Annotated in this window: 19 protein-coding genes; 5 read left to right on the top strand and 14 right to left on the bottom strand. The window is 44.9% G+C overall.

What is annotated here, in order from left to right:
* Positions 1–976, bottom strand: a 976-nt coding sequence (locus WC615_RS14670) for a TonB-dependent receptor plug domain-containing protein (RefSeq protein WP_372978838.1), incomplete at its 3' end; no start/stop codon positions are given.
* A 122-nt stretch (positions 977–1,098) separates the two neighbouring features.
* On the opposite strand from WC615_RS14670, the gene WC615_RS14665 reads away from it, so the two are divergent.
* Positions 1,099–1,752 carry a metal-dependent transcriptional regulator gene (locus tag WC615_RS14665; RefSeq protein ID WP_372978837.1) on the top strand — a complete coding sequence of 218 codons (654 nt, stop codon included), beginning with the start codon at positions 1,099–1,101 and terminating at the stop codon, positions 1,750–1,752.
* Between the two features lie 189 nt (positions 1,753–1,941).
* Here WC615_RS14665 and WC615_RS14660 read toward each other — a convergent pair whose 3' ends face one another.
* From WC615_RS14660 to WC615_RS14605, 12 genes are all read right to left on the bottom strand, one after another.
* Positions 1,942–3,567 (bottom strand): ATP-dependent DNA ligase, encoded by a 1,626-nt coding sequence (locus WC615_RS14660; protein ID WP_372978836.1) that lies wholly within the window; start codon positions 3,565–3,567, stop codon positions 1,942–1,944.
* Positions 3,564–4,631: a ligase-associated DNA damage response exonuclease gene (locus WC615_RS14655; protein WP_372978835.1), complete on the bottom strand. Its 1,068-nt coding sequence runs from the start codon at positions 4,629–4,631 to the stop codon at positions 3,564–3,566. Before WC615_RS14655 ends, WC615_RS14660 begins: the two co-directional genes overlap by 4 nt.
* Before the next feature lie 203 nt (positions 4,632–4,834).
* A complete protein-coding gene (locus WC615_RS14650) occupies positions 4,835–5,152 on the bottom strand; it encodes a 2Fe-2S iron-sulfur cluster-binding protein (RefSeq protein ID WP_372978834.1) in 318 nt (105 codons plus the stop codon).
* Positions 5,149–6,156, bottom strand: coding sequence for an NAD(P)/FAD-dependent oxidoreductase (locus WC615_RS14645; protein WP_372978833.1), 1,008 nt, complete (start codon positions 6,154–6,156; stop codon positions 5,149–5,151). The genes WC615_RS14650 and WC615_RS14645 overlap by 4 nt, the downstream gene beginning before the upstream one ends.
* A gap of 10 nt (positions 6,157–6,166) precedes the next feature.
* The gene (locus tag WC615_RS14640) at positions 6,167–6,601 is read right to left on the bottom strand and encodes a MarR family winged helix-turn-helix transcriptional regulator (RefSeq protein WP_372978832.1); all 435 of its coding nucleotides are present in this window, start codon (positions 6,599–6,601) and stop codon (positions 6,167–6,169) included.
* Between the two features lie 149 nt (positions 6,602–6,750).
* The gene (locus tag WC615_RS14635; RefSeq protein ID WP_372978831.1) at positions 6,751–8,895 is read right to left on the bottom strand and encodes a carboxy terminal-processing peptidase; all 2,145 of its coding nucleotides are present in this window, start codon (positions 8,893–8,895) and stop codon (positions 6,751–6,753) included.
* Between the two features lie 189 nt (positions 8,896–9,084).
* Positions 9,085–9,711, bottom strand: coding sequence for a hypothetical protein (locus WC615_RS14630; RefSeq protein ID WP_372978830.1), 627 nt, complete (start codon positions 9,709–9,711; stop codon positions 9,085–9,087).
* Positions 9,712–10,031: 320 nt separating this feature from the next.
* Complete coding sequence (locus tag WC615_RS14625) at positions 10,032–11,015, bottom strand: alpha/beta fold hydrolase (protein ID WP_372978829.1); 984 nt, start codon at positions 11,013–11,015, stop codon at positions 10,032–10,034.
* Positions 11,016–11,039: 24 nt separating this feature from the next.
* Positions 11,040–11,471, bottom strand: coding sequence for a hypothetical protein (locus tag WC615_RS14620; RefSeq protein WP_372978828.1), 432 nt, complete (start codon positions 11,469–11,471; stop codon positions 11,040–11,042).
* Between the two features lie 63 nt (positions 11,472–11,534).
* Positions 11,535–12,344, bottom strand: coding sequence for a hypothetical protein (locus tag WC615_RS14615; RefSeq protein WP_372978827.1), 810 nt, complete (start codon positions 12,342–12,344; stop codon positions 11,535–11,537).
* A gap of 76 nt (positions 12,345–12,420) precedes the next feature.
* Positions 12,421–13,263 carry an isoaspartyl peptidase/L-asparaginase gene (locus WC615_RS14610; protein ID WP_372978826.1) on the bottom strand — a complete coding sequence of 281 codons (843 nt, stop codon included), beginning with the start codon at positions 13,261–13,263 and terminating at the stop codon, positions 12,421–12,423.
* Entirely contained in the window at positions 13,260–14,186 is a 927-nt protein-coding gene (locus tag WC615_RS14605) for a cyanophycinase (RefSeq protein ID WP_372978825.1), read from the bottom strand. The genes WC615_RS14610 and WC615_RS14605 overlap by 4 nt, the downstream gene beginning before the upstream one ends.
* A 155-nt stretch (positions 14,187–14,341) precedes the next feature.
* Between WC615_RS14605 and cphA the strand changes: the two genes are divergently transcribed.
* Positions 14,342–16,969: a cyanophycin synthetase gene (gene cphA / locus WC615_RS14600; RefSeq protein ID WP_372978824.1), complete on the top strand. Its 2,628-nt coding sequence runs from the start codon at positions 14,342–14,344 to the stop codon at positions 16,967–16,969.
* Positions 16,970–17,067: 98 nt separating this feature from the next.
* Here the strand turns inward: cphA and WC615_RS14595 are convergent, their stop codons facing one another.
* Complete coding sequence (locus tag WC615_RS14595) at positions 17,068–17,700, bottom strand: DNA-3-methyladenine glycosylase (protein WP_372978823.1); 633 nt, start codon at positions 17,698–17,700, stop codon at positions 17,068–17,070.
* Positions 17,701–17,853: 153 nt separating this feature from the next.
* On the opposite strand from WC615_RS14595, the gene WC615_RS14590 reads away from it, so the two are divergent.
* The 3 genes from WC615_RS14590 to WC615_RS14580 form a co-directional block, all read left to right on the top strand.
* Positions 17,854–19,134, top strand: a complete 1,281-nt coding sequence (locus tag WC615_RS14590; protein ID WP_372978822.1) for a replication-associated recombination protein A — start codon at positions 17,854–17,856, stop codon at positions 19,132–19,134.
* 49 nt (positions 19,135–19,183) lie between these two features.
* Positions 19,184–20,656 carry a DUF5687 family protein gene (locus tag WC615_RS14585; protein WP_372978821.1) on the top strand — a complete coding sequence of 491 codons (1,473 nt, stop codon included), beginning with the start codon at positions 19,184–19,186 and terminating at the stop codon, positions 20,654–20,656.
* A 1-nt stretch (position 20,657) separates the two neighbouring features.
* A partial coding sequence (locus WC615_RS14580) for an ATP-binding cassette domain-containing protein (protein ID WP_372978839.1) occupies positions 20,658–20,829 on the top strand: 172 nt, incomplete at its 3' end.

The raw sequence follows: 20,829 nt of genomic DNA, 5'->3' as shown, positions 1-20,829 counted from the left end.
CATCGGGAATCTCCTGTTTGTTATCATAGGTGGTAACAGCAAATTGCGAATAGCCCCAGCCCTTGTCAACCCGCGCCATTCCCGATAGGATATACTCCTGGAACGCAGAGTTATAAACATATCCATCAACCTTATTTTGATAATTATGTGCCATTTTACCTGTAGCGCGGAAGGCATATTTCCAGTCGTTTTTTTTATAGGATAAACCCAGCGAGGAACCTATTAAACCGTTGTTGGTATGGTAATCGGCAATGATATCGCCGTTCAGCTTGCCGTCCTGCCCGTTGGGGATATAGGGTATCAGGTTGATAACCCCCGCCAGCGCATCCGACCCATAGGTTAAACTCGCCGGCCCCTTGATCACTTCGGCACGGGCAATGCCGTATTGGTCAATCTCGATGCCATGCTCATCGCCCCATTGCTGGCCCTCCTGGCGAATGCCATCATACAAAGTAAGCACCCGGTTATACCCCAACCCGCGAATAAAGGGTTTGGAAATATTTGGCCCGGTAGTAACCGCCGTTACGCCCGGTATGCCCTTAACAATGGCATCGATAATATTGTTATTCACATGCTGGTCGATATCTTTTTTGCTTAGTACCACAATAGGGACCGGGTTACTGCGAAGCTCAGTAGCGCGCGACACACCCGTTACCACTACCTCGCTCAGTTTTGAACTGTTTTCTTTCAGGTCGATGTTTTGGGTTCTGAGTTCGCCAGGGCTAAAGGGCACTTTAATCCGCTCTGCGAAATAACCTACGCTGCTGAACACCGCGGTGTATTCGCCGGGGGGGATATTTTTGATTTCGTAAAAGCCTTTATCGTTTGTAGTAGTGCCGTGTTTGGTCCCGCTAAGCACAACTGTAGCATAGGCAAGCGGTAAGTTATTTGCAGTTACCACACCTTTCAGGCTGCTTTTTTGTGCCGAAGATGTTAATGTTGATATAGTTAGGATAAATAGTAGTAGTTGACGCATGGGTATATTTTGTACAAACGTAAATAATTAATTTTATTAATCTATTAAATAAAATTAGTCTTGACTAATTTTATTTATAACCATACATTTTTGTTTATGTTTGTATAACCCAATAAATGAGTATGCACACACTATCGGAAGAGAACTACCTGAAATGTATTTACCGCCTGCAGGATAAGGGGCAGAAAATCACCCCTACGGCCATTGCCGAATCGCTTGGCAATAACCCGGCATCGGTGGTGGATATGATCCGCAAGCTGACCGATAAGCTGCTGATAGCTTATGATAAAAAGAAAGGCGTTGAGCTAACCGCACAGGGGCAAAAGGATGCTACCCTGATAGTGCGCCGACATCGTTTATGGGAAGTTTTTTTACTGGAGAAGCTGGATTATCATTGGGACGAGATCCATGATATTGCCGAAGAGCTGGAACACATTAAAGATGCTACACTGGCCGATCGCCTTGATAAATTCCTGGGTTTCCCCGAGTACGACCCGCATGGCGACCCGATACCCAAAGCCAACGGCAAAATGCCCAAACGCTACTCAACCACCCTGGCCGATGTTAAAGCCGGTGCGCATTGCCGGGTTGCCGCGGTAAAAGATACCACCAGCGCTTTTTTGCAGTATTTAATTAAGCTCAATATCAACATAGGCACAAAAATTCAGCTGATAGAAAAGATCCCTTTTGATAGCTCGCTGGTGATCAGTATTGACGGGAATGAGCAAAAAACCGTTTCGCAAAAGTTTGGGGAAAGTTTGCTGATAGATATGTAGGTGGATATTCAGTACTACGCTCGCAATGACGCGTGGGTAGAGGCGCGATACTTCTCTGCTCTTTGCTGTCGCGAGTTTAGCGCAGCGTAACTCGTGATGCAGCACAAAGTAAGCTTTCAGCTTACGACAGCTGAAAGCTGCAGCCATGAAATGTCGCGAGTTGAAAACTCGCGACAGCAGTATACTTCCTCATCCCCCATGCTCCCCTAACAAATCCTTTAAACTATCCAACGTATCCGCTTCCTCTTTTGGCTTATCGTGCCGCCAGCGCAGGATACGAGGGAAACGCAGGGCAATGCCCGACTTATGCCGCATGGATTTATTGATCCCCTCGAACCCGATCTCGAAGACCAGCTCGGGTTTTACGGTACGTACCGGGCCAAACTTTTCTAAGGTGTTGCGTTTAATAAAATAATCCACCTTGTTTATCTCGGCATCCGTAAGGCCGCTGTAAGCTTTGGCAAAGGGGACAAGCTTATCGCCATCCCAAACGGCAAAGGTATAATCAGTGTACAGGTCGGCACGGCGGCCATGGCCTTTTTGGGCGTAGATCATTACGGCATCAACAGATAGCGGGTCTATTTTCCATTTCCACCAGTCGCCACGGCGTCGGCCCACCTGGTAGGTAGCGCTTTTACGTTTCAGCATTACACCCTCTGCTATCATCGCACGCGATTGCTCGCGGGTGGTTTCCAGTTCTTCCCAGGTATTAAATTTAATAAGCGATGAAATACGGAACACTTCCGGGAACTCTGTTTCGCCTTGCAGTTTCTCCAGGATCTCCCGCCGTTCTGATTGTGTTTTATAACGGATATCTTCTCCCGCATATTCAAGGCAATCGTAAACAATGGTAGCAACGGGGCTGTCGGTCAAAATCTTTTTACTCAAATTTTTACGCCCGATGCGGGTTTGTAACACATTAAAGGGCATGGGCAAACCATTCTGAAAACCCAGGATCTCGCCATCAAGTACGGTGCCATCAGGCAGGGCATTCAGGAAGGGATGCAGTTCCGGGAATTTTTCGGTAGCCAGGTCTTCGCCCCGGCTCCAGATAAAAATTTCGCCGCCACGTTTTATCATCTGCGCACGGATGCCATCCCATTTCCACTCGGCCTGCCATTGTCCTGCATCTCCAAGGGCAAGGCCTACCTCTTCTGCCGATTTACGCTTCTCAGATGTTTCCTGAATAGGGTAAGCTAAAAAGAAGGGGTACGGGCGGGAAATATTGTCGGCCACATTTTGCTCTTGTATTAATTGGTCGTACGTATAATCCTCGGGCATCCAACTGCCCATAATACGATGGGTAAGCGCGGGCGCTTCAATGCCTGTAATATCTGCCAGGGCTTTTACCACCAGGTTATTTGACACGCCGATGCGGAAGCTGCCCGTAAGCAGTTTGTTAAATACAAAACGCTCCTGTCTGTCCAGCATCGCCCACGATTCCATCAGCCATAGCTTGCGCTCTTCCTCGGTACGGGCGGCCTGGGCATTTATTTCTGCTATCCACTCTGTTAAAGTTTTACTGCTGCTGTTTTGGCTCTCGGGCATTAAAAGCGACATGGTTTCGGCCAGGTCGCCCACTACGTGGTAGCTTTCTTCAAAAAGCCACTGCGGCATATTAGATGCCTCGATGGCCCAGTTACGGATGAGTGTAGAATTGACAGGCCTTTTGGGGCGCCTGCCGGTGAACAGGGCAAGCATGTGCATTTTATCGGTATCGGGTACGTTGGTAAAATAATCTTTCAGTACCTTAACTTTTTCGTTGGTTTTGTTGGTCTCATCTAACGAAAGGAAGAGCTGGGCAAATGCTTTCATGGCGCATCCTCCTTTACTACATCGCCTGATGGCGCGGTTTCTTTTACCTCTTCGCCCTCGGTTACCCGGGCGTCTTCTTCCTCGCCGCCATAAAGGGTATGTACCTCGCGGGCGTTAAAACCTATCTCGTTTAAATATCTGGTGAATGATGCCGTATAGCCATGGGTAAGATAAACACATTCGCAGCTGGTGGCATCAATGGCGCTTACAAGCCCGTTCCAATCGGCATGGTCAGACATGATGAACCCCCTGTCGGCAGCGCGGCGGCGTTTGGCACCACGTATGGCCATCCAGCCACTGCAATAGCCAAAGCTATACGGGCCAAATTTACGCATCCATGGCGTACCTACCGATGATGGTGGGGCAATGATAATGCCTTTGCGCACTTCTTCTTTTGAGGATTCGGAAGTGATACGTTCGGTAGGGTTTAAGATTACGCCGTTTCGGCGCAGCGCCTCGTTGGTGTTTTCGATAACGCCGTGAGTGTACACCTTGCCGATATCCAGGTCGAGGTTTTGCAGGATACGCTGCGCCTTGCCCAAAGAGTAACCAACGATAACTGTAGCCACGCCGTTTTCCACATTGCTGCGCCACCAGTTGTTTACATCGGTAAAAATTTCGGACTGTGGTTTCCACGAATAAACAGGCATCCCGAAGGTACACTCAGAAATAAAATGGTGGCATTTAACAGGCTCGAACGGTGTGGAGATACCATCGTCATCCGTTTTATAGTCGCCAGATACCACCCAAACAACGCCCTTGTATTCTACCCTTATCTGCGCCGAACCTATGACATGCCCGGCGGGGTACATAGAGATCTGCACACCATTTTTGGTTACGGTTTCGCCGTATTCGATGGTGCGCAGGTTTATTTCGCCAAGGCGATAATACAATACTTCTTTTGAAAGATGGTGCGCCAGGTAGTTCTGATGGCCCACATAAGCATGGTCGGCATGCGCGTGGGTGATGACGGCATCGTCCACAGGTTTCCATGGGTCAATGTAAAACTTCCCCTGTGCGCAGTAAATGCCCCTGTCTGTAAACTCCAGTAATGGTTTGGCCATAGTGTTTTAATAACCAGCGGAATGGGAATTGGTTTCAATTGAGGATTTTAACCACAGAGGGCACGGAGTTTTTCACAGAGAACACTGAGATTTTAAGAGCTACTCTCAGATTTTTCCTCTGTGTACTTTGTGTTTTCTCTTTGTGCCCTCTGTGGTTAAAATTGTTCCAAACAAAAAAGACGCGAAGTATCGCGTCTCTACGGTTAATCCTCCTGCGGGATGCGGAACAGGCAACCTTCCAGGCTTTCGTTTATGCGCAACTGGCATGATAGTCTGCTGCTTTCATCAACAAAGGGCAGGGTATCCAATATATCCAGCTCATCATCGCCGGGCGATGGCAGTTGCTCTAATCCTTTAAGTACCTGCACCCGGCAGGTGGCGCAAAGGGCCATTCCGCCGCAGGTGGCCAGGATCGGGTAATCGCTCCCTTTTAGAACTTCCATCAGGCTCAGGCTGATGCCTTCGGGTATTTCTACGGGAAACTGTATGCCATCCCTGCCTTCTACTGTAAATGTGATCATGCCAGTTCTGTTATGCCGTAAACGGTAGTGTACTTAAATGTAAGGCGCTGATCGGGGTACACGTGCTTGAATGCACTCTGCGCCATCAGGGCCGCTTCGTGGAACCCGCATAGTATCAACTTTAGCTTACCGGGATAGGTATTAATATCGCCTATGGCATAAATACCTTCTACATTTGTGCTGTAATCAAACGTGTTTACTTCGATGGCTGCCTTATCAATATTCAGTCCCCAGTTTTCTATCGGCCCCAATTTCGGACTCAAGCCAAACAGCGGGATAAAATTATTGGCCTGTAAATGCTTGTTTTGCCCATCGGGGCCGGTAATCGTTATTTGCTCTAAATGCCCCGCGCCATCCAGTGCTACAACGCGCGATTTAAGGACAAGATCAATAACGCCGGTTTTGGCCAGTTCGGCTACCTTTTCAGCAGCATCCGGCGCGCCTCTAAAGGTATCGCCCCGGTGTACAAGGGTTACCTTTTTTGCTACGTTAGCTAAAAAAATGGTCCAGTCTAAGGCGGAGTCGCCGCCACCAGCAATTACAATATTACGATCGCGAAACACTTCGGGGTTACGTACGGCGTACATCACACCCTTACCTTCAAATTCGGTAAGGCGGTCAACCTCGGGTTTGCGCGGCTCAAAGCAGCCCAGGCCGCCTGCTATTACCACTACTTTGCAATTGATCTGGGTGCCCTCATTTGTGCCGATAAGCCAGGTGCCATCTTCTTGCTTTTGCAGGGTTTCAACACGCTCGCCAAGTGTATAGCCTGGGTGGAAAGGTGCTATTTGTTCGGATAGTTTATCAACCAGTTCCTGCGCGTTAACAGCCGGGTAACCGGGGATATCATAGATGGGTTTTTGAGGATATATTTCTGAAAGCTGCCCGCCGGCTTGCGGCAGCGAATCTATTAAATGGCAATGCATTTTAAGGAGGCCGGCTTCAAAAACGGCAAACATCCCTGTGGGCCCGGCGCCGATGATGCCTATATCTGTAGTTATCATATCATTGGTGTTAAGATTCTAAATTTTGGTATATCTTGTTGAGTATGGTCTTCAACTGCTCGTAGTCCTGCTCGGTAAGGTTTTGCCAGGCTTTCATCCGGATATCATCAACCAGTGGCGATAGTTCAACCAACTTGGCTTTACCGGCTTTGGTAAGGTGAACGGTGAAGCTCCGGCGGTCGTCCTTATGTGTTATGCGCTCGGTTAATTCCTTTTTGCAAAGCAAATCAATAATGCGGGTTAGCGTGGGATTATCCTTGCCTGTAATTTCTGCCAGCTCTTTTTGTTTTAGGTAGCGGTCGTTATCCAGGCTTTTAAGGATCAGCCACTGGTCAACAGTAAGATCAAAATTACCACTTGCGAATCTTTGCTGTGCATATCCCTTTACCCGGCGCGCTGTGCGATCGAGCAGGTAAGAATAACTATCGAATTTTTTAGTTGTCATACTAATTATTAGTAAAACAAATATAAACATGAATTTAGCTTACTTGTACATTGAAATGTAAATTATTTATACGGGGGCGCACAAAAAGAGCTTAAACAAAAAAGGGAAGCGATATATCGCTTCCCTTTTTTGTTTGTTGAAAAAGAATGTTAATTAGTGCCTGCGGGTTTTACACTGGTTAATTTATTACCCTGTGTAAGGTAATCCGTCAGGATCTGCCCAGCTTCTTTTTGTAAGAAATCAAGGTCTTCATTTTTTGGTTTAGGCTGGCCTTTTTTCAATGCCGGTAAGCCTAAAGCGACCCTGCGCAAATTGTTTTGCTCAAAAGCTTTTTTCTCTTCCTCGTCGCGCTGTTGCTTAAGCTTTTGCTCGTTAAGTGTTACGCTTATCTCTTCCGACTGTTTCTTTGACTCTTCGATGTCCTGAAGCAAATATTTATAGCTCTGGCTGGCGGCCATACGGTCGTCATGCAGCTTTTTAAGCTGAGGTAAAACATTAGCGAAGCTACCTACTGGCGTATAATCGCTTTTCGCGATCATATCAAACGGCATTGCAGATGGCTCGGTATCCTCGCCATATTTATCCAACGGGATGATTGACGGGAATGTGATATCGGGTATTACACCCTTGTGCTGTGTTGAGTTGCCGTTTATGCGGTAAAACTTTGCGATAGTTAAGTTAAGCTGGCCAAACTTGTTTTGGCTACCGGTTGCCACTGTTTTTGCTTTACCGGCCAGGGATAGTAATTTATCTTTTAACGATGGCGCGATAACTTTATCCAGGTCTATAGGGTTTTGTACCGAGCCTTTACCGTAGGTTTGGGTACCCAATATTAAACCGCGGCCATAATCTTGTATAGCGCCCGAGAAGATCTCTGATGCAGAAGCACTGAATCTATCAACCATGATGGCTAATGGGCCCGAATAAGCTACAGCAGGGTCTTCGTCCTGATTAACATCTATCTGGTTACGTGAATCCCTTACCTGTACAACGGGCCCTGTTTTTATAAAAAGGCCGGTAAGTTCAACCGCTTCCATTAATGATCCGCCACCGTTTTGGCGAAGATCTATCACAACACCATCAACGTTTTCACGCTTTAGGGTGTCAAGTATCAGCTTCACATCGCGGGTGGTGCTTTTATAGTTAGGGTTGCCTGCTTTATAATCGGCAAAATCAAGGTAAAACGCCGGGATAGAGATAACCCCTATCTTAACTATTTTGCCATTATTGTTATACGTACGGATCTCCTTTTTAGCAGAGATATCTTTTAGGATGATCTTTTCGCGAACCAACTCTACAATACGTGGTTTGGCTGTGGCCGCGCTGCCTTTTGCTAAAAGCTGGAGTCTTACAGTTGTGCCTTTTGCACCACGTATAAGCGCAATGGCGTTATCTATCCTCCAGCCAACAACATCCTGGAATTCGCCGGTTTTACCCTGGGCAACCGCAATAATGCGGTCATCAACATTTACCTGTTTGCTTTTATCGGCAGGGCCACCGGCTGTAACAGCTTTAATGGTTACATATTCATTATCTACCTGTAACGATGCACCTATGCCCTCTAAAGAGCGGGTCATATCTATATTGAAATTTGCAGCAAGCGCAGGGTTAAAGTAATTTGTATGCGGGTCTATAGCTTCGGTAAAGGCATCCATAAACGCCTGAAAAACATCCTGGTTTGAAAGCTTGTTTGATTGCGATAAGATGCTGGTATAACGCTTTTTTAGTGTTTCTTTATTCGCGGCAAGTTCTTTGCCGGTTAGTTTCAGGTTAAGCAGGTCGTATTTTACGCGCTGTGCCCAAAGGTTATGCAGGTCGGTTTCTGATGCTGCCCACGGCATTTTATCGCGGTCGTAGGTGTATGTCTCGTTTTGGCTAAAATCGAAGTTTTTACCAAGTTCGGCTACAGAGAATGCAACGTACTCGTTATAGCGTTTCTGAAACACGTTGAACATGTAAAATACATTGGCCAGGTTACCGGCTTTAATATCATCATCAAACTGGGTTTTAAACTGGTCAAACTCTTTTACATCAGATGCCAAGAGGTAGTTGTGGTTCTCATCTAGTTTTTTCAGGTAGCGGTCATATATAATTGCCGATACCGAATCGTTCATCGGTACCTTTTTGTAATTATAATCAGAAATAAGCGTGGCTACATATTTTAAAACAACGGCTTGCTGTTCGTCTGGCTGCAGGTCATTAGGGCCTGCGTGTTTGTAGTTGATTTTTGACGGAGCTGCGTTGCAGGCAAGAGCAGCCGCTAAAACCAGCATTAAATATAATTTCTTGAACATATCTTTTACACTATTTAAATCGGGACCTGAATAAAACATCAATACTTGTGCCTGTTTTTAATTTGCCTATAAAAAAAGAGACAGCCACCAAGCCGTCCCGCTAATATATTGAATAACAATATTACAATAATGTTTGGTTTGTTTTATTATAGACACTCCATTTTACGCAAATGTTACAAAAATAGCGTGCTATTTCGATTTTGGAGCGGTATCAACAGCCTCAGCATAACGCAACTCTGATTTTGGTAACCAAACCTTATTGCTTTGCACGAATTTTATCTTTTCGTCTACCATCTTAACGTCCTGGGTACGGCCGGTATTACGTGCCAGGTCCCGCGCTTCGGTTAAGTCCTGATGGGCCTGGGTCATATCGCCCAAATCGGCCTTAATAAGGGCCAGGCTTACCAGGTTATTTATGGTGTGCTGATGATCGCTTTGTTGTTTTGATATAAGGATGCTTTGCAGGTAATACCACTTAGCTTCCGACAGGCGGTTCTCGCCCACATATATCCTTGCCAGCTCGCTAAAACGGTAACTGGCCTGCGCGTACTCGCGGAAACGCATATTGTGCTGTGCTGCGCGCATTACTATACGCTCGTTGATCTCCAGATTGAATTGGCTGCGCGGGATAACAGCTGCAGAAAGTGTTTTTGGATTGTACGGAGGGCGTTTTGCCGCCAGGTAATTTTTTAATGACCGGTCTTTAACCTGCGCAATTTGCGGGTATCTGGTATGCTTTTTAAAGTCGCCGCGCCACCATTGGGCTGATGCCGAAAGGTTGAGAGCACAAAGAATTATTAAGATGATATATCGCATTTAAATCTTTCGCGGGGGTATAGTTAAATTAACTGGTATGCAAATGTAAAAATTAGTTTTCTGATTTACAATAGCTTAAAACAGCTTGTTATACGCTGACATTTAAGTACATAAATTGAAAAGTATCTTAACGGGCCATCGGGTTGAATATTGTTAAGCAAATTAACCCGCCTACATCATCTAATTTACAAGAGCAACGGTTAAATTAATTAAAACAGTAATAATAAATCTATACGGGCATGGCATATCTCATAAAATCTAAGATAGATGTTATAAGATAGATAAGTGGTTGATGCCTAATAACACATATTTGTGGCCATTTATTCTACAATTACGCTTTTAGATTGAGACGTGAGTTTTTGGTATGGGTTGTTTAAGAAAGATTTCACATAATCTGTCCCCTCCACGGTAAAACCCGGGGCATGCCCTTTGTTGTGTATAATCATTAATTGGCAATTGGGCATATAACGTTTAATTAAACGGTTATAAAATGGCCGGCAATCAGGGTCAATATCACCAGCCGATATCAATGCGGGGATGTTGGAGTAAACAGGTTGTTTTGCAACTTTTGGTTCGGGCGTTACCTGCCAGCAATTGCATATGGCGTGGTTTACATTATTAAACGGGTAGCCGGCTAACCATGGCAGTACCAAAGCCTGTTGCTTTTCTAATTCAGGGTCGGCATAAGCAATTTGTTCTGTGCAATAAACAGAATAACGCATACCAAGAGAAATACCAGCGTTGCCGGCAAAATATTCGTCGAGTACTTCTTTAACATATTTTTCCTGGCGGTTCTCGATAATATCGATCATGACACCCGCTACTGTATTAACCTGCCGAGAATTCAGCCGGTTAATTACTGCGTCAAGCAACTCGTTTTTAGTGTAAATTACATTGATGCTTTTAGTGCTGTCATTTTCTTTGTAAGGAATAGTAAAACGTTTTCCATTGATAGCGGTAAAATAACGATGGAAGCGTGTTCTTAAGTTTTTATATTTTGAAGACAGGGAGTCTGCTTCGCAATCATTGAAAACCTGATCCAAGGCTTCATTTATGTTAAATAAAGCGTGTTCTTCAAAATTAACATAGCCGGGTAGAGGGGAGTTTAAAATTAGGGTACGAACCCCTTCCGGATGAATCCGTGCCATAGTCAGCATCAAACCCCCACTGTAAGAAATGCCTACTAAGTTGAGTGAGTCAACATTTAAGGCTAATCTTAAATCATTCATGTCTTCTGCGCTCTCAATGGTGTTGTATGCTGATAAGTCGATCCCTTGCTTTGTAAAACTGTTTCGGCATTCCATTATGGCAGCTAATAAGAGGCTGTCTTAATCTTTTCCTTCTCTGTAGCTACGTTTAATGGCCGATGCTACTCCTATACAATCCAGGCAGGGTTTTGCCCGTTTTGTTCCACGCTGATCAAATGCGATAAAGCCACCAAATGCTAAAAAGCCCGAATTATAACTGATGCTATCAATATTAAGGGTTGTACTGTAACCAGGCCCGCCCGTTGTATAAAGTGAAATGTTTGTACGGGGATTCTGATCTGGTTTACGAACAAATAGAAATGGGATTTTCACCTTTCGTCCGCCCGGTTTATTCCTGTTTTCGGGTACAACTAAATAGCCGGTTTTTAAAATTAGCCTTGGGTCGGCCTTAACCATTGCGGGAAAAGGCTCAATAATCGGCTTATACTTTTGGCCGTATAGGGTTTCACTAAACGCTGTGGCAAAAAGCAAAGCTATAATAAGTGTTTTCATAAGCGCTGTTTGCATACAAAGAAAAGGATTGTAAGCAACCGCGGAAAGTAAAAAACGGACATCTTATAAATATTGCTTTGTTAACCTTTGGCCGGTAAAGTTTACAATGCCTTTATGAAAATGGCTCAGATCATAATAGCCATAATCCATAGGGATAAAGTGTTCTCTATCATTAATGAAAGCCGTTAGTGCATTTCTTCCCTGCAATATTGAAAAATATTTTTTGGGTGGGGTGCCGATAACCCTGTTGAAATAACGATTGATGGTTTTAGAAGTAATGAATAATTTTTCTGCAATCATAGAGGTTTTTAACTGCATCCCCGCAACTTGATATTGACCAATACAATCATTAACTATTTTAACATAATGATCTTGGTTGCTTCGCTTAATGTAAGTTTTCAATAGATAAGACTCCATATGCATCACCCGCTCTTCAAAACTTATTGGCTGTTTTATTTTTTGGAGTAGTTGCCAAGGCAATATTTGATTAAGGTTAATGATCTGATCGATAAAACAAACCTGATTTATGCCCAAAACGGCTTCTAAACCCCCGGGGTTGAATTTTACGGTAAATATGTTATCAACAGGTAATTTATGTCTCGTTACATCCCCGTTTCGCAATATCAAAACATCTTGCTCTTTATTTACATAGTATCGGGTATTTTTCAAATCAATATAATAAGGAGCGCCAAGATTAATATAGAAAGTAGGCGTCCAACTGGGGAACATTTTTACAGATGAAAATTTATCTTTTATATGCTGAACGGAGCTATCTAAAACCGACTGAGAATAAAACTCGACATGGTTGATCAAGTCTTCACAAGGCATGCTGAACTCATATATTTTACGAATATTCTGAAATATCTCAACCATGTTTGTTAACTATAGGTGTAAAAATAGCTTTTGACATCAAAAAGCTATATGAATGTCACCCTAAGTATAAAAGAGGCTACTCAAAAACCTCTACCTCGCCATCATGCAAGGCCCAAACCATATAGGGGTGGGTATCGGCATGGTAAATATCGCCGGTATTGGTTATGCCTATAATTCCGGCAAAGCCATCGTAGGGTTTCATTTCATCCAAAGTTTTTGCTGTAGCTGTAGAAAGCGGCATACCGTCGGTTACGCGGGTAACAATTTTGGTTGCTACGGATGCGCTGGTAATATCTTCACCTACGCCGGTGCATGATATGCCCGCGTATTTGTTGGCATAATTGCCGGCAGTAGTAGCCGAATCGCTCACACGGCCCGGTATTTCAAACCCCTTGCCGCCGGTTGAGGTTGCCGCAGCGATATCGCCATAAATATCAAGCGCTACACAGCCTACTGTACCCAGCCGGATGGAATCGCTTAGCTTTTTTTCGTATTCCTTACGGCGCTGGGGCGTTTCGGGGTTATAATAGGCTACGCCGTTATTGGCCGCGAATGCATTAGCACCTAAGCCGCTGAGTACGCGGTCGTCATAGTCCATCAGTTTTTCGGCAATGCAAATGGGGTTTTTTACATCCTCAATGTTAATAACACCGCTAAACTTTTGGGTTTTGCCATCCATCAGGGAGGCGCTTAATCTTATTTTGCCGTCGCTTTGTATTTGTGAGCCGGTGCCTGCGTTAAACAGGTCGCAATCTTCTAAAAGGCAAACGGTGTATACAACGGTTTGGGCAGCGGTATGGCTTTCCAGGTATTTGTGGCCAAGCGTAACAATTTCTCGCAGGGCATCCTGTTTGGCTTTTTTTACTTCCTGGTTTGTAAGCGATTCGCTAAAAAAACCTCCGTGTATAATCAGCTTCATTGTAAATCATTATTATCACTATCCTGGGCGCTAATAAAAACGTCCTCCTCAACCTTTATCGCTTTTTTAATGATCATGCGGTGCTGCTGCAAATCGTATTTATCAAATATCGACATTACATGCACCTTTAAGTTCTCTATAGAAACAGGGTCGCCTATCTCTACATCATAAACGTTGGTTTCTACAATATTCTTGCCATCAACCAACATTATTAATCCCGAGCCTATAGCTTCCATCATATAGCCTTCGGTTATGAGCAGGCCTGCATCTTCGCCAAGGCCAATACCCAGTATACCGGGGTTGGTTGCTACGGCGTACAATAAACGGCCAATGCGGCCACGCTGTACAAAGTGCGTATCAACAATAACCGAATCTATAAAGCCAAGGCCTGCGGTTATCTGTACTTCGCCCTTAATAAGGGCTTCGTTGCTTTGCCCGCGATAGATCATGTGAGTTGAAGCCGCCGCGGCACCGGCAGATGTGCCCGCAATAACAAAATTCTCGTTTTGGTAACGTTGTTTCAGGATCTGCAAAAATTGGGTGCCACCAAAAATTGCGGTTAAACGCAGCTGGTCGCCACCGCTAAACATCACCACATCGGCTTTGCTTATTCGCTCTAAATACTCCGGGTCTGAAGCGTGCTCGCGGCTTTTTATATGCAGTACGTTAACATGCGTAACATTAAGCTGGTTAAATGCTTTAATGTATTCGTTGCCAACAAGTTCGGGTATTTGCGATGCGGTAGTAATTACCTCTACAACAGAACCTTCTTTCTTCTCAGACTCGTTAATAATGCGCTTTAGAATGCCTTTTTCAAAAAACTTAATGTAATTGGGCTGCATAATATGCTCTACTACGCTCACATTACTACCCATATCAACAGCTCCGCCTATTATTACCAGTTTTCCTTTCGGCACATCCATAATCTTTGTATCAGTTATATACAAATTAAAAAAAAATTGATTAAAAACTAACACATTAATTAATAAAACTGCCTTTTTTGGCTAAAACATTTCAAAACATTCATAAGTTTTTTAGCTTTAGAGATATTATCCCATATCAAGTTCCTGAAGCATTTATGAAGATCGAGAATATACAAGTACTGCGCGGCCCAAACATTTGGAGCATTAGCCGCAAAAAGTTAATACAAATGCGGCTAAACCTGGAGGAAATGGAAGACCGCCCATCTAATACCATTGATGGTTTTTATGAGCGTTTAAAAGAATTGATACCAAGTTTATACAGTCACCGTTGCTCGCCGGGTGTACCGGGCGGTTTTTTTGAGCGTGTTATTGCGGGTACCTGGATGGGCCATGTGATAGAACACGTTGCTTTAGAGATACAAACCCTTGCGGGTATGGATACCGGTTTTGGCCGCACGCGTGAAACCAAAACACCGGGCACATACAACGTAGTGTTTGCTTACCTGGAAGAAAAAGTGGGTGTGTTTGCGGCCGAAAGCGCCGTAAATATTGTACAGGCAATTATTGATGGTACCGAATACGACCTGGAGAAGGATATACAAACCATGCGCGAAATTCGCGAGAACACACGCCTGGGCCCAAGCACCGGATCTATTGTTGAAGAGGCTATTGCCCGTCGCATCCCATGGATCCGTCTAAACAACCAATCGTTAGTGCAGTTGGGGTACGGCAAAAACCAGGTTCGTTTCCGCGCTACCATGACCGAGAGGACGAGTAGTATTGCTGTTGATATTGCCAGCAACAAGGACGAAACCAAGCGCCTTTTACAGGAGCAAGCAATCCCCGTTGCCAAGGGCATGACCATCAGCAAAACCGAGCAGGTGATAGAAGCGATTGACCGTATCGGCTTCCCTCTGGTATTCAAACCGCTTGACGGTAACCACGGGCGCGGCATCAGCATCAATATTAATACAACTGAAGATGCCATTGCGGCTTACGAGTTTGCTGCGAATATCTCGCGCCGTGTAATTGTAGAGCGCTACATAACCGGCTATGATTTTAGGGTACTGGTGATAGATAATAAAATGGTTGCCGCTGCCCTGCGCGACCCGGCACACATAATTGGCGACGGTGAACTGAATATTCAGGAACTGATAGACAAGGAAAACGCCGATCCGCGCCGTGGATATGGGCACGAAAATGTGCTTACCCTGATTGATATTGACCGCGACACCTTAGACTTGCTGGAGAAAAAGGGATATACCTTAGAAACTGTACCGGCTAACGGCGAAAAGATATTTGTAAAATCGACCGCTAACTTAAGCACCGGTGGTACGTCTGTTGATGTTACCGACCATGTACACCCTGAAAATATTTTTATATGCGAGCGCATTTCCAAGATCATCGGCCTGGATATATGCGGCATTGATATTATGGCCAAAAACCTTACTGAGCCACTTACCGAAAATGGCGGCGTGGTATTAGAAGTTAACGCAGCCCCGGGCTTCAGGATGCACATTGCACCAAGCGAAGGTTTGGCGCGTAACGTGGCCGGCCATGTTATTGATATGCTTTACCCGCCGGGTAAATCTGCCCGCATCCCTATTATAGCCATAACCGGCACCAACGGCAAAACAACCACCACGCGTTTAATAGCGCATATTGTGAAGAACAATGGCCTGCGTGTAGGCTTTACTACAAGCGACGGGATTTACGTGCAGAATAATATGATGCTGAAGGGCGATACTACCGGCCCGGTAAGCAGCGAGTTTATTTTAAAAGACCCAACGGTTGAGTTTGCCGTGTTGGAAACCGCCCGTGGCGGTATCCTGCGATCAGGCCTTGGCTTTAGCCGGTGCGATATTGGCGTTATAACCAATATACAGGAAGACCACCTGGGCCTGGCCGATATTCATACCCTTGATGACCTTGCACGTGTAAAAAGCGTAGTGATCAACTCGGTTAAAAAAGATGGCTGGGCTGTGCTTAATGCTGATAACAAATACTGTGTGCAAATTGGCAAAAAGGCCGATTGTAATGTAGCGTATTTTAGCAGGGATGAGAAAAACCCGGTAATTGTAGCGCATTGCAAAAAAGGCGGTATTGCCTGCGTATGCGAGAATGGCTTTATCACCATTATGAAAGGCGACTGGAAGATACGCGTGCAGCGTACCATCCTTATCCCGCTTACCTTTGGTGGCACCGTGCCGTTTATGATTGATAACGTAATGGCGGCTACATTGGCTACCTTCTTACACGGCTTTAAAACCGAGGATATTAAAATGTCGCTGGAAACTTTCATTCCGTCGGCAGCACAAACGCCGGGCAGGATGAACATCTTTGAGTTCAAAGATTTCCGTTTCATGATAGATTTTGCGCATAATCCGGATGGCTATAACGGTATCAAAACCTTCCTGAGCCATATCGATTCGCCGCTGAAGATCGGTATTATAGCCGGTACCGGCGACAGGCGCGATGATGATATCCGCGAGATTGGTAAGATAGCTGCCGAGATGTTTGATTATATCATCCTTCGCCAGGAGAAACACCTGCGTGGCCGCACTGCAGAAAATATTCTGAGCCTATTAACAGACGGTATAAAATCTGTAGATATTAATAAACGGTTTGAAGTGGTACCAAAAGAAATCGACGCTATTAAACACGCCATGAGCCTGGCCCAACCGGGCACATTCATTACCGCACTAAGCGATGTGGTTGATAACGCCATTGAAGCGGTACAAAATTACCAGGAGCAGGAACGGAACGGATTGTTTAACGTTTAGCCCCCCAGCCCCCTGAAGGGGGAGCTTTTGAAATGCTTTAAGCCCGTCTAAAAAATCAGACGGGCTTTTTTATTATAGAGACGCGATACTTCGCGTCTCTACATCTTTGGCTTCCTGTCGCTCAAATAATAATGCCATAACAACATACTTGCTATTGTTCGGTAAGGTTTCCATTGTTCGGCCAGTAATACTAATTCCTCTTTAAGCGTTTCTTTTGGCAAGCTTTTTAACCGTTTAATAGCATTTACGATGGCCAGGTCGCCGATGGGTAAAACATCGGTATGCTGTAGTACAAACATCAGGTAAACATCCACCGTCCAGTTGCCGATTCCTTTTAGAGCGGTTAACTGGGCGCGGATGTCAGCGTCTTCCATTTGCTGAAAAGCTTCAAGATCAATTTGCCCGCTGATGATAGCCTCGGCCAGGTACCTGATGTAAGCCGTTTTTTGGCGACTGCAATAACATTCGCGCATTTCAGCATCAGTTAATAGTAAGATGCGTCCCGGGGTAATTTCCTGCACCCGTTCGCGCAGTTTATTTAGGGCTGATAAAGCCGAGGCTAACGATACCTGTTGCTCCAGTATAATGTGTACCAGGGTTTCAAAGGTATTGGGCCTTGTCCACATTGGCGGGTAGCCATATAGCTGAATAACGTTAGCGAAATCGGCATCCATCTGGGCGAGCTTGTCGCAGATGGCGTTATAAGTAGCTTTGGTAAACTGTTGTGGCATTGTTTTGTTAGTATAAACAAGTTGTCATCCTGAGGAACGAAGAATCTATTCGCCGATAGATCCTTCGTTCCTCAGGATGACAAAGTAGTTCAAATCCCATTAAAATACTAATTTTTTTAGGATTTAGCATTTCTATTTCTGATTTTTACATTTATGAACAACCTGCCGCCATTAGCCGAACGCATGCGCCCCAAATCATTGGATGATTATGTGGGCCAGAAACACCTCGTTGGCAAGGGCGCTGTTTTGCGCAAGGCTATCGAGAGTGGCTCACTGCCTTCCATGTTGTTTTGGGGGCCGCCGGGTGTGGGTAAAACTACGCTGGCTTATATCATATCACAATCGTTATACCGCCCGTTCTTTGCGTTAAGTGCTATTAACTCCGGAGTTAAAGATGTACGCGAGGTGATAGAAAAGGCATCACTGCTAAAAGAGCAGGGCGAAATATTACCAATACTTTTTATTGACGAGATCCACCGTTTCTCTAAATCGCAGCAGGATTCGCTGCTGGGCGCTGTTGAACGGGGTATTGTAACACTGATTGGCGCTACTACAGAAAATCCATCGTTCGAGGTGATCTCCGCATTGCTGTCGCGATGCCAGGTATATATTTTGCAACCGCTGGAAGAGCAGGACCTGCTCGACCTGCTGGAGAAAGCTAAAAAAGAAGATATTGTACTGAGAGAGAAGAACATCATCATAAAAGAACATGAAGCCCTGCTACGCCTTAGCGGAGGCGATGCCCGCAAGCTGCTGAATATTTTTGAACTGCTGGTAAACGCGTTCGACAGTAAAAAAATAGTACTGACCAACGATGTGGTGCTGGAGCATGTGCAGCAGAACATGGCCCTGTATGATAAAACCGGTGAACAGCATTACGATATTATTTCGGCATTTATTAAAAGCATGCGGGGCAGCGACCCGAACGGCGCCATATACTGGCTTGCCCGGATGATAGTAGGTGGAGAAGACCCGCTGTTCATCGCCCGCCGGATGTTGATACTGGCATCAGAAGATATTGGGAACGCTAACCCCAATGCATTATTGCTGGCGCAGGCTTGCTTTGAATCAGTCAATAAAATTGGTATGCCCGAATCGCAACTGATATTGAGCCAAACGGTTATTTATTTGGCAACATCGCCAAAAAGTAATTCGGCCACTACAGCTATTGGCGCGGCTATTGCCCTGGTTAAACAAACCGGCGACCTGCCCGTACCCCTGCACCTGCGCAATGCGCCAACCAAACTGATGAAAAACATAGGCTATGGCAAAAACTACAAATACGCCCATAGCTTTGAAGGCAACTTTGCCGAGCTCGATTTTTTACCCGAAGCCATCAGGGGAACAAAAATTTATGAGCCTGGTAACAATGCGCGCGAGAATGAATCAAAAGAAAAGCTAAAGAAACTTTGGGGCGACAGGTATAAATATTAGTATCTTAACCGCTGGTTAATCTCAGGTTAAACTTTTCACGATCATTCAAATGATATCTACCTTCTTCGATCACGAGCTTAAAAGTTTTTGGCGCTCAAAAAACACAGGTAAAAGTATAGCGGTAAAAGTGGTGATGGGGATCCTCATCTTCATTTTGTTTTTGTATGTACTAGCCCTCGGGCTTTTTATGGATAAGCTGGTTGGTGCCATGTTCCCTAAAGAGGATTTGACAGTTGCCTTCTGTGGCATTGTACTGGTCTATTTCCTGTTCGACCTGCTGATGCGCTTACAGTTACAGGAGCTGCCTACCCTTAAAGTTCAGCCCTATTTGCACCTGCCGGTTAAACGGAACAGCGTTGTTGGTTATTTGGCGTTAACTGCCCAGTTATCGTTCTTTAATTTGTGGCCCATAGTGATATTCGGACCGTTTATACTGAAGATAATCCTGCCGGTATCTGGCGCGGTAACAACACTTGTATTCATCGTTTCCATCATCGGGTATTCTATATTTAACAATTACCTGGCCTTATATATTAAACGTAAAGCCAACTTAAACGGCTGGATATTTTTAATAGCAGGCGCGGTTTTAACACTGGCAACCTGTGGCGATTATGTATGGCACCTGTATTCGTTAAAGGCAATCTCGTACCTGTTTTTTGGCAACCTGATTACTAAACCCTACCTGGTGATACTGCCGGTAGTACTTGCTGTTGCCATGTATTACCTAAACTTTTACTACTTAAAGGGCAACCTGTATTTAGAAGAGCTTAGCTCTAAAAAGGAATCGGCAAAAAGCAGTACCGAAATACCATTGCTAAGCCGCTTTGGCCATGTAGGCGATTTGGTAGCAAACGAAGTAAAGCTGATACTGCGTAACAAACGGCCGCGCTCGGCCCTCATTATGGGCTTGTTCTTTATGTTTTACGGGCTGATATTTTACACGAACCCCAAACTGGGCGAAAGCTTTAAAATTTTTGTGGGTATGTTTATGACGGGCATATTCATTATTAACTACGGTCAGTTTATGTTTAGCTGGCAGGCCTCGCATTTTGATGGAATACTGGTGAGCAAGGTTAAATTCTCCGATTTTTTAAAAGCGAAATACCTGCTGTTCACTATCGTATCAACTGTGGCGTTTATACTCACCACGCCTTACGCTTACTTTGGCTGGCGCACGGTGCTTATCCACTTTGTAATGTACCTGTGGAATTTGGGCATCAATACCACCATTGTACTATACTTTGCCAACCGCAACTATAAACGTATCGACCTGAGCAAAGGCGCTTCTTTTAACTGGGAGGGCGTAGGTGCAAGTCAGCTGTTGCTGTCGTTCCCGCTGATATTGTTCCCCTACGTAATTTATTTACCGTTTAAATTTATGGGCTATACCAATGTAGGCCTGGCGGTACTGGCAATAATAGGCGTAGCATTTATCATAACCCGCGACTTTTGGATCAAAAAACTGGAAGCAGATTTTTACACAAAAAGATATAAAATAGCCGAAGGCTTCAGAAATAAATAACATGATTGAGATTAAAGACCTGAAAAAAGTTTACAACGGCGTAACTGTAGTAAACGTACCGCATGTACAAATAAACAAAGGCGAAAGCATTGGCCTTGTAGGTAATAATGGCGCGGGTAAAACCACCCTGTTCCGTATGATATTGGATCTGCTCCGTGCCGATAAAGGCGAGG

The organism is Mucilaginibacter sp., assembly GCF_041663085.1.
Lineage (GTDB): Bacteria > Bacteroidota > Bacteroidia > Sphingobacteriales > Sphingobacteriaceae > Mucilaginibacter.
Note: the sequence above shows the minus strand (reverse complement) of the source record. Positions and strands in the feature narration are given on the sequence as shown.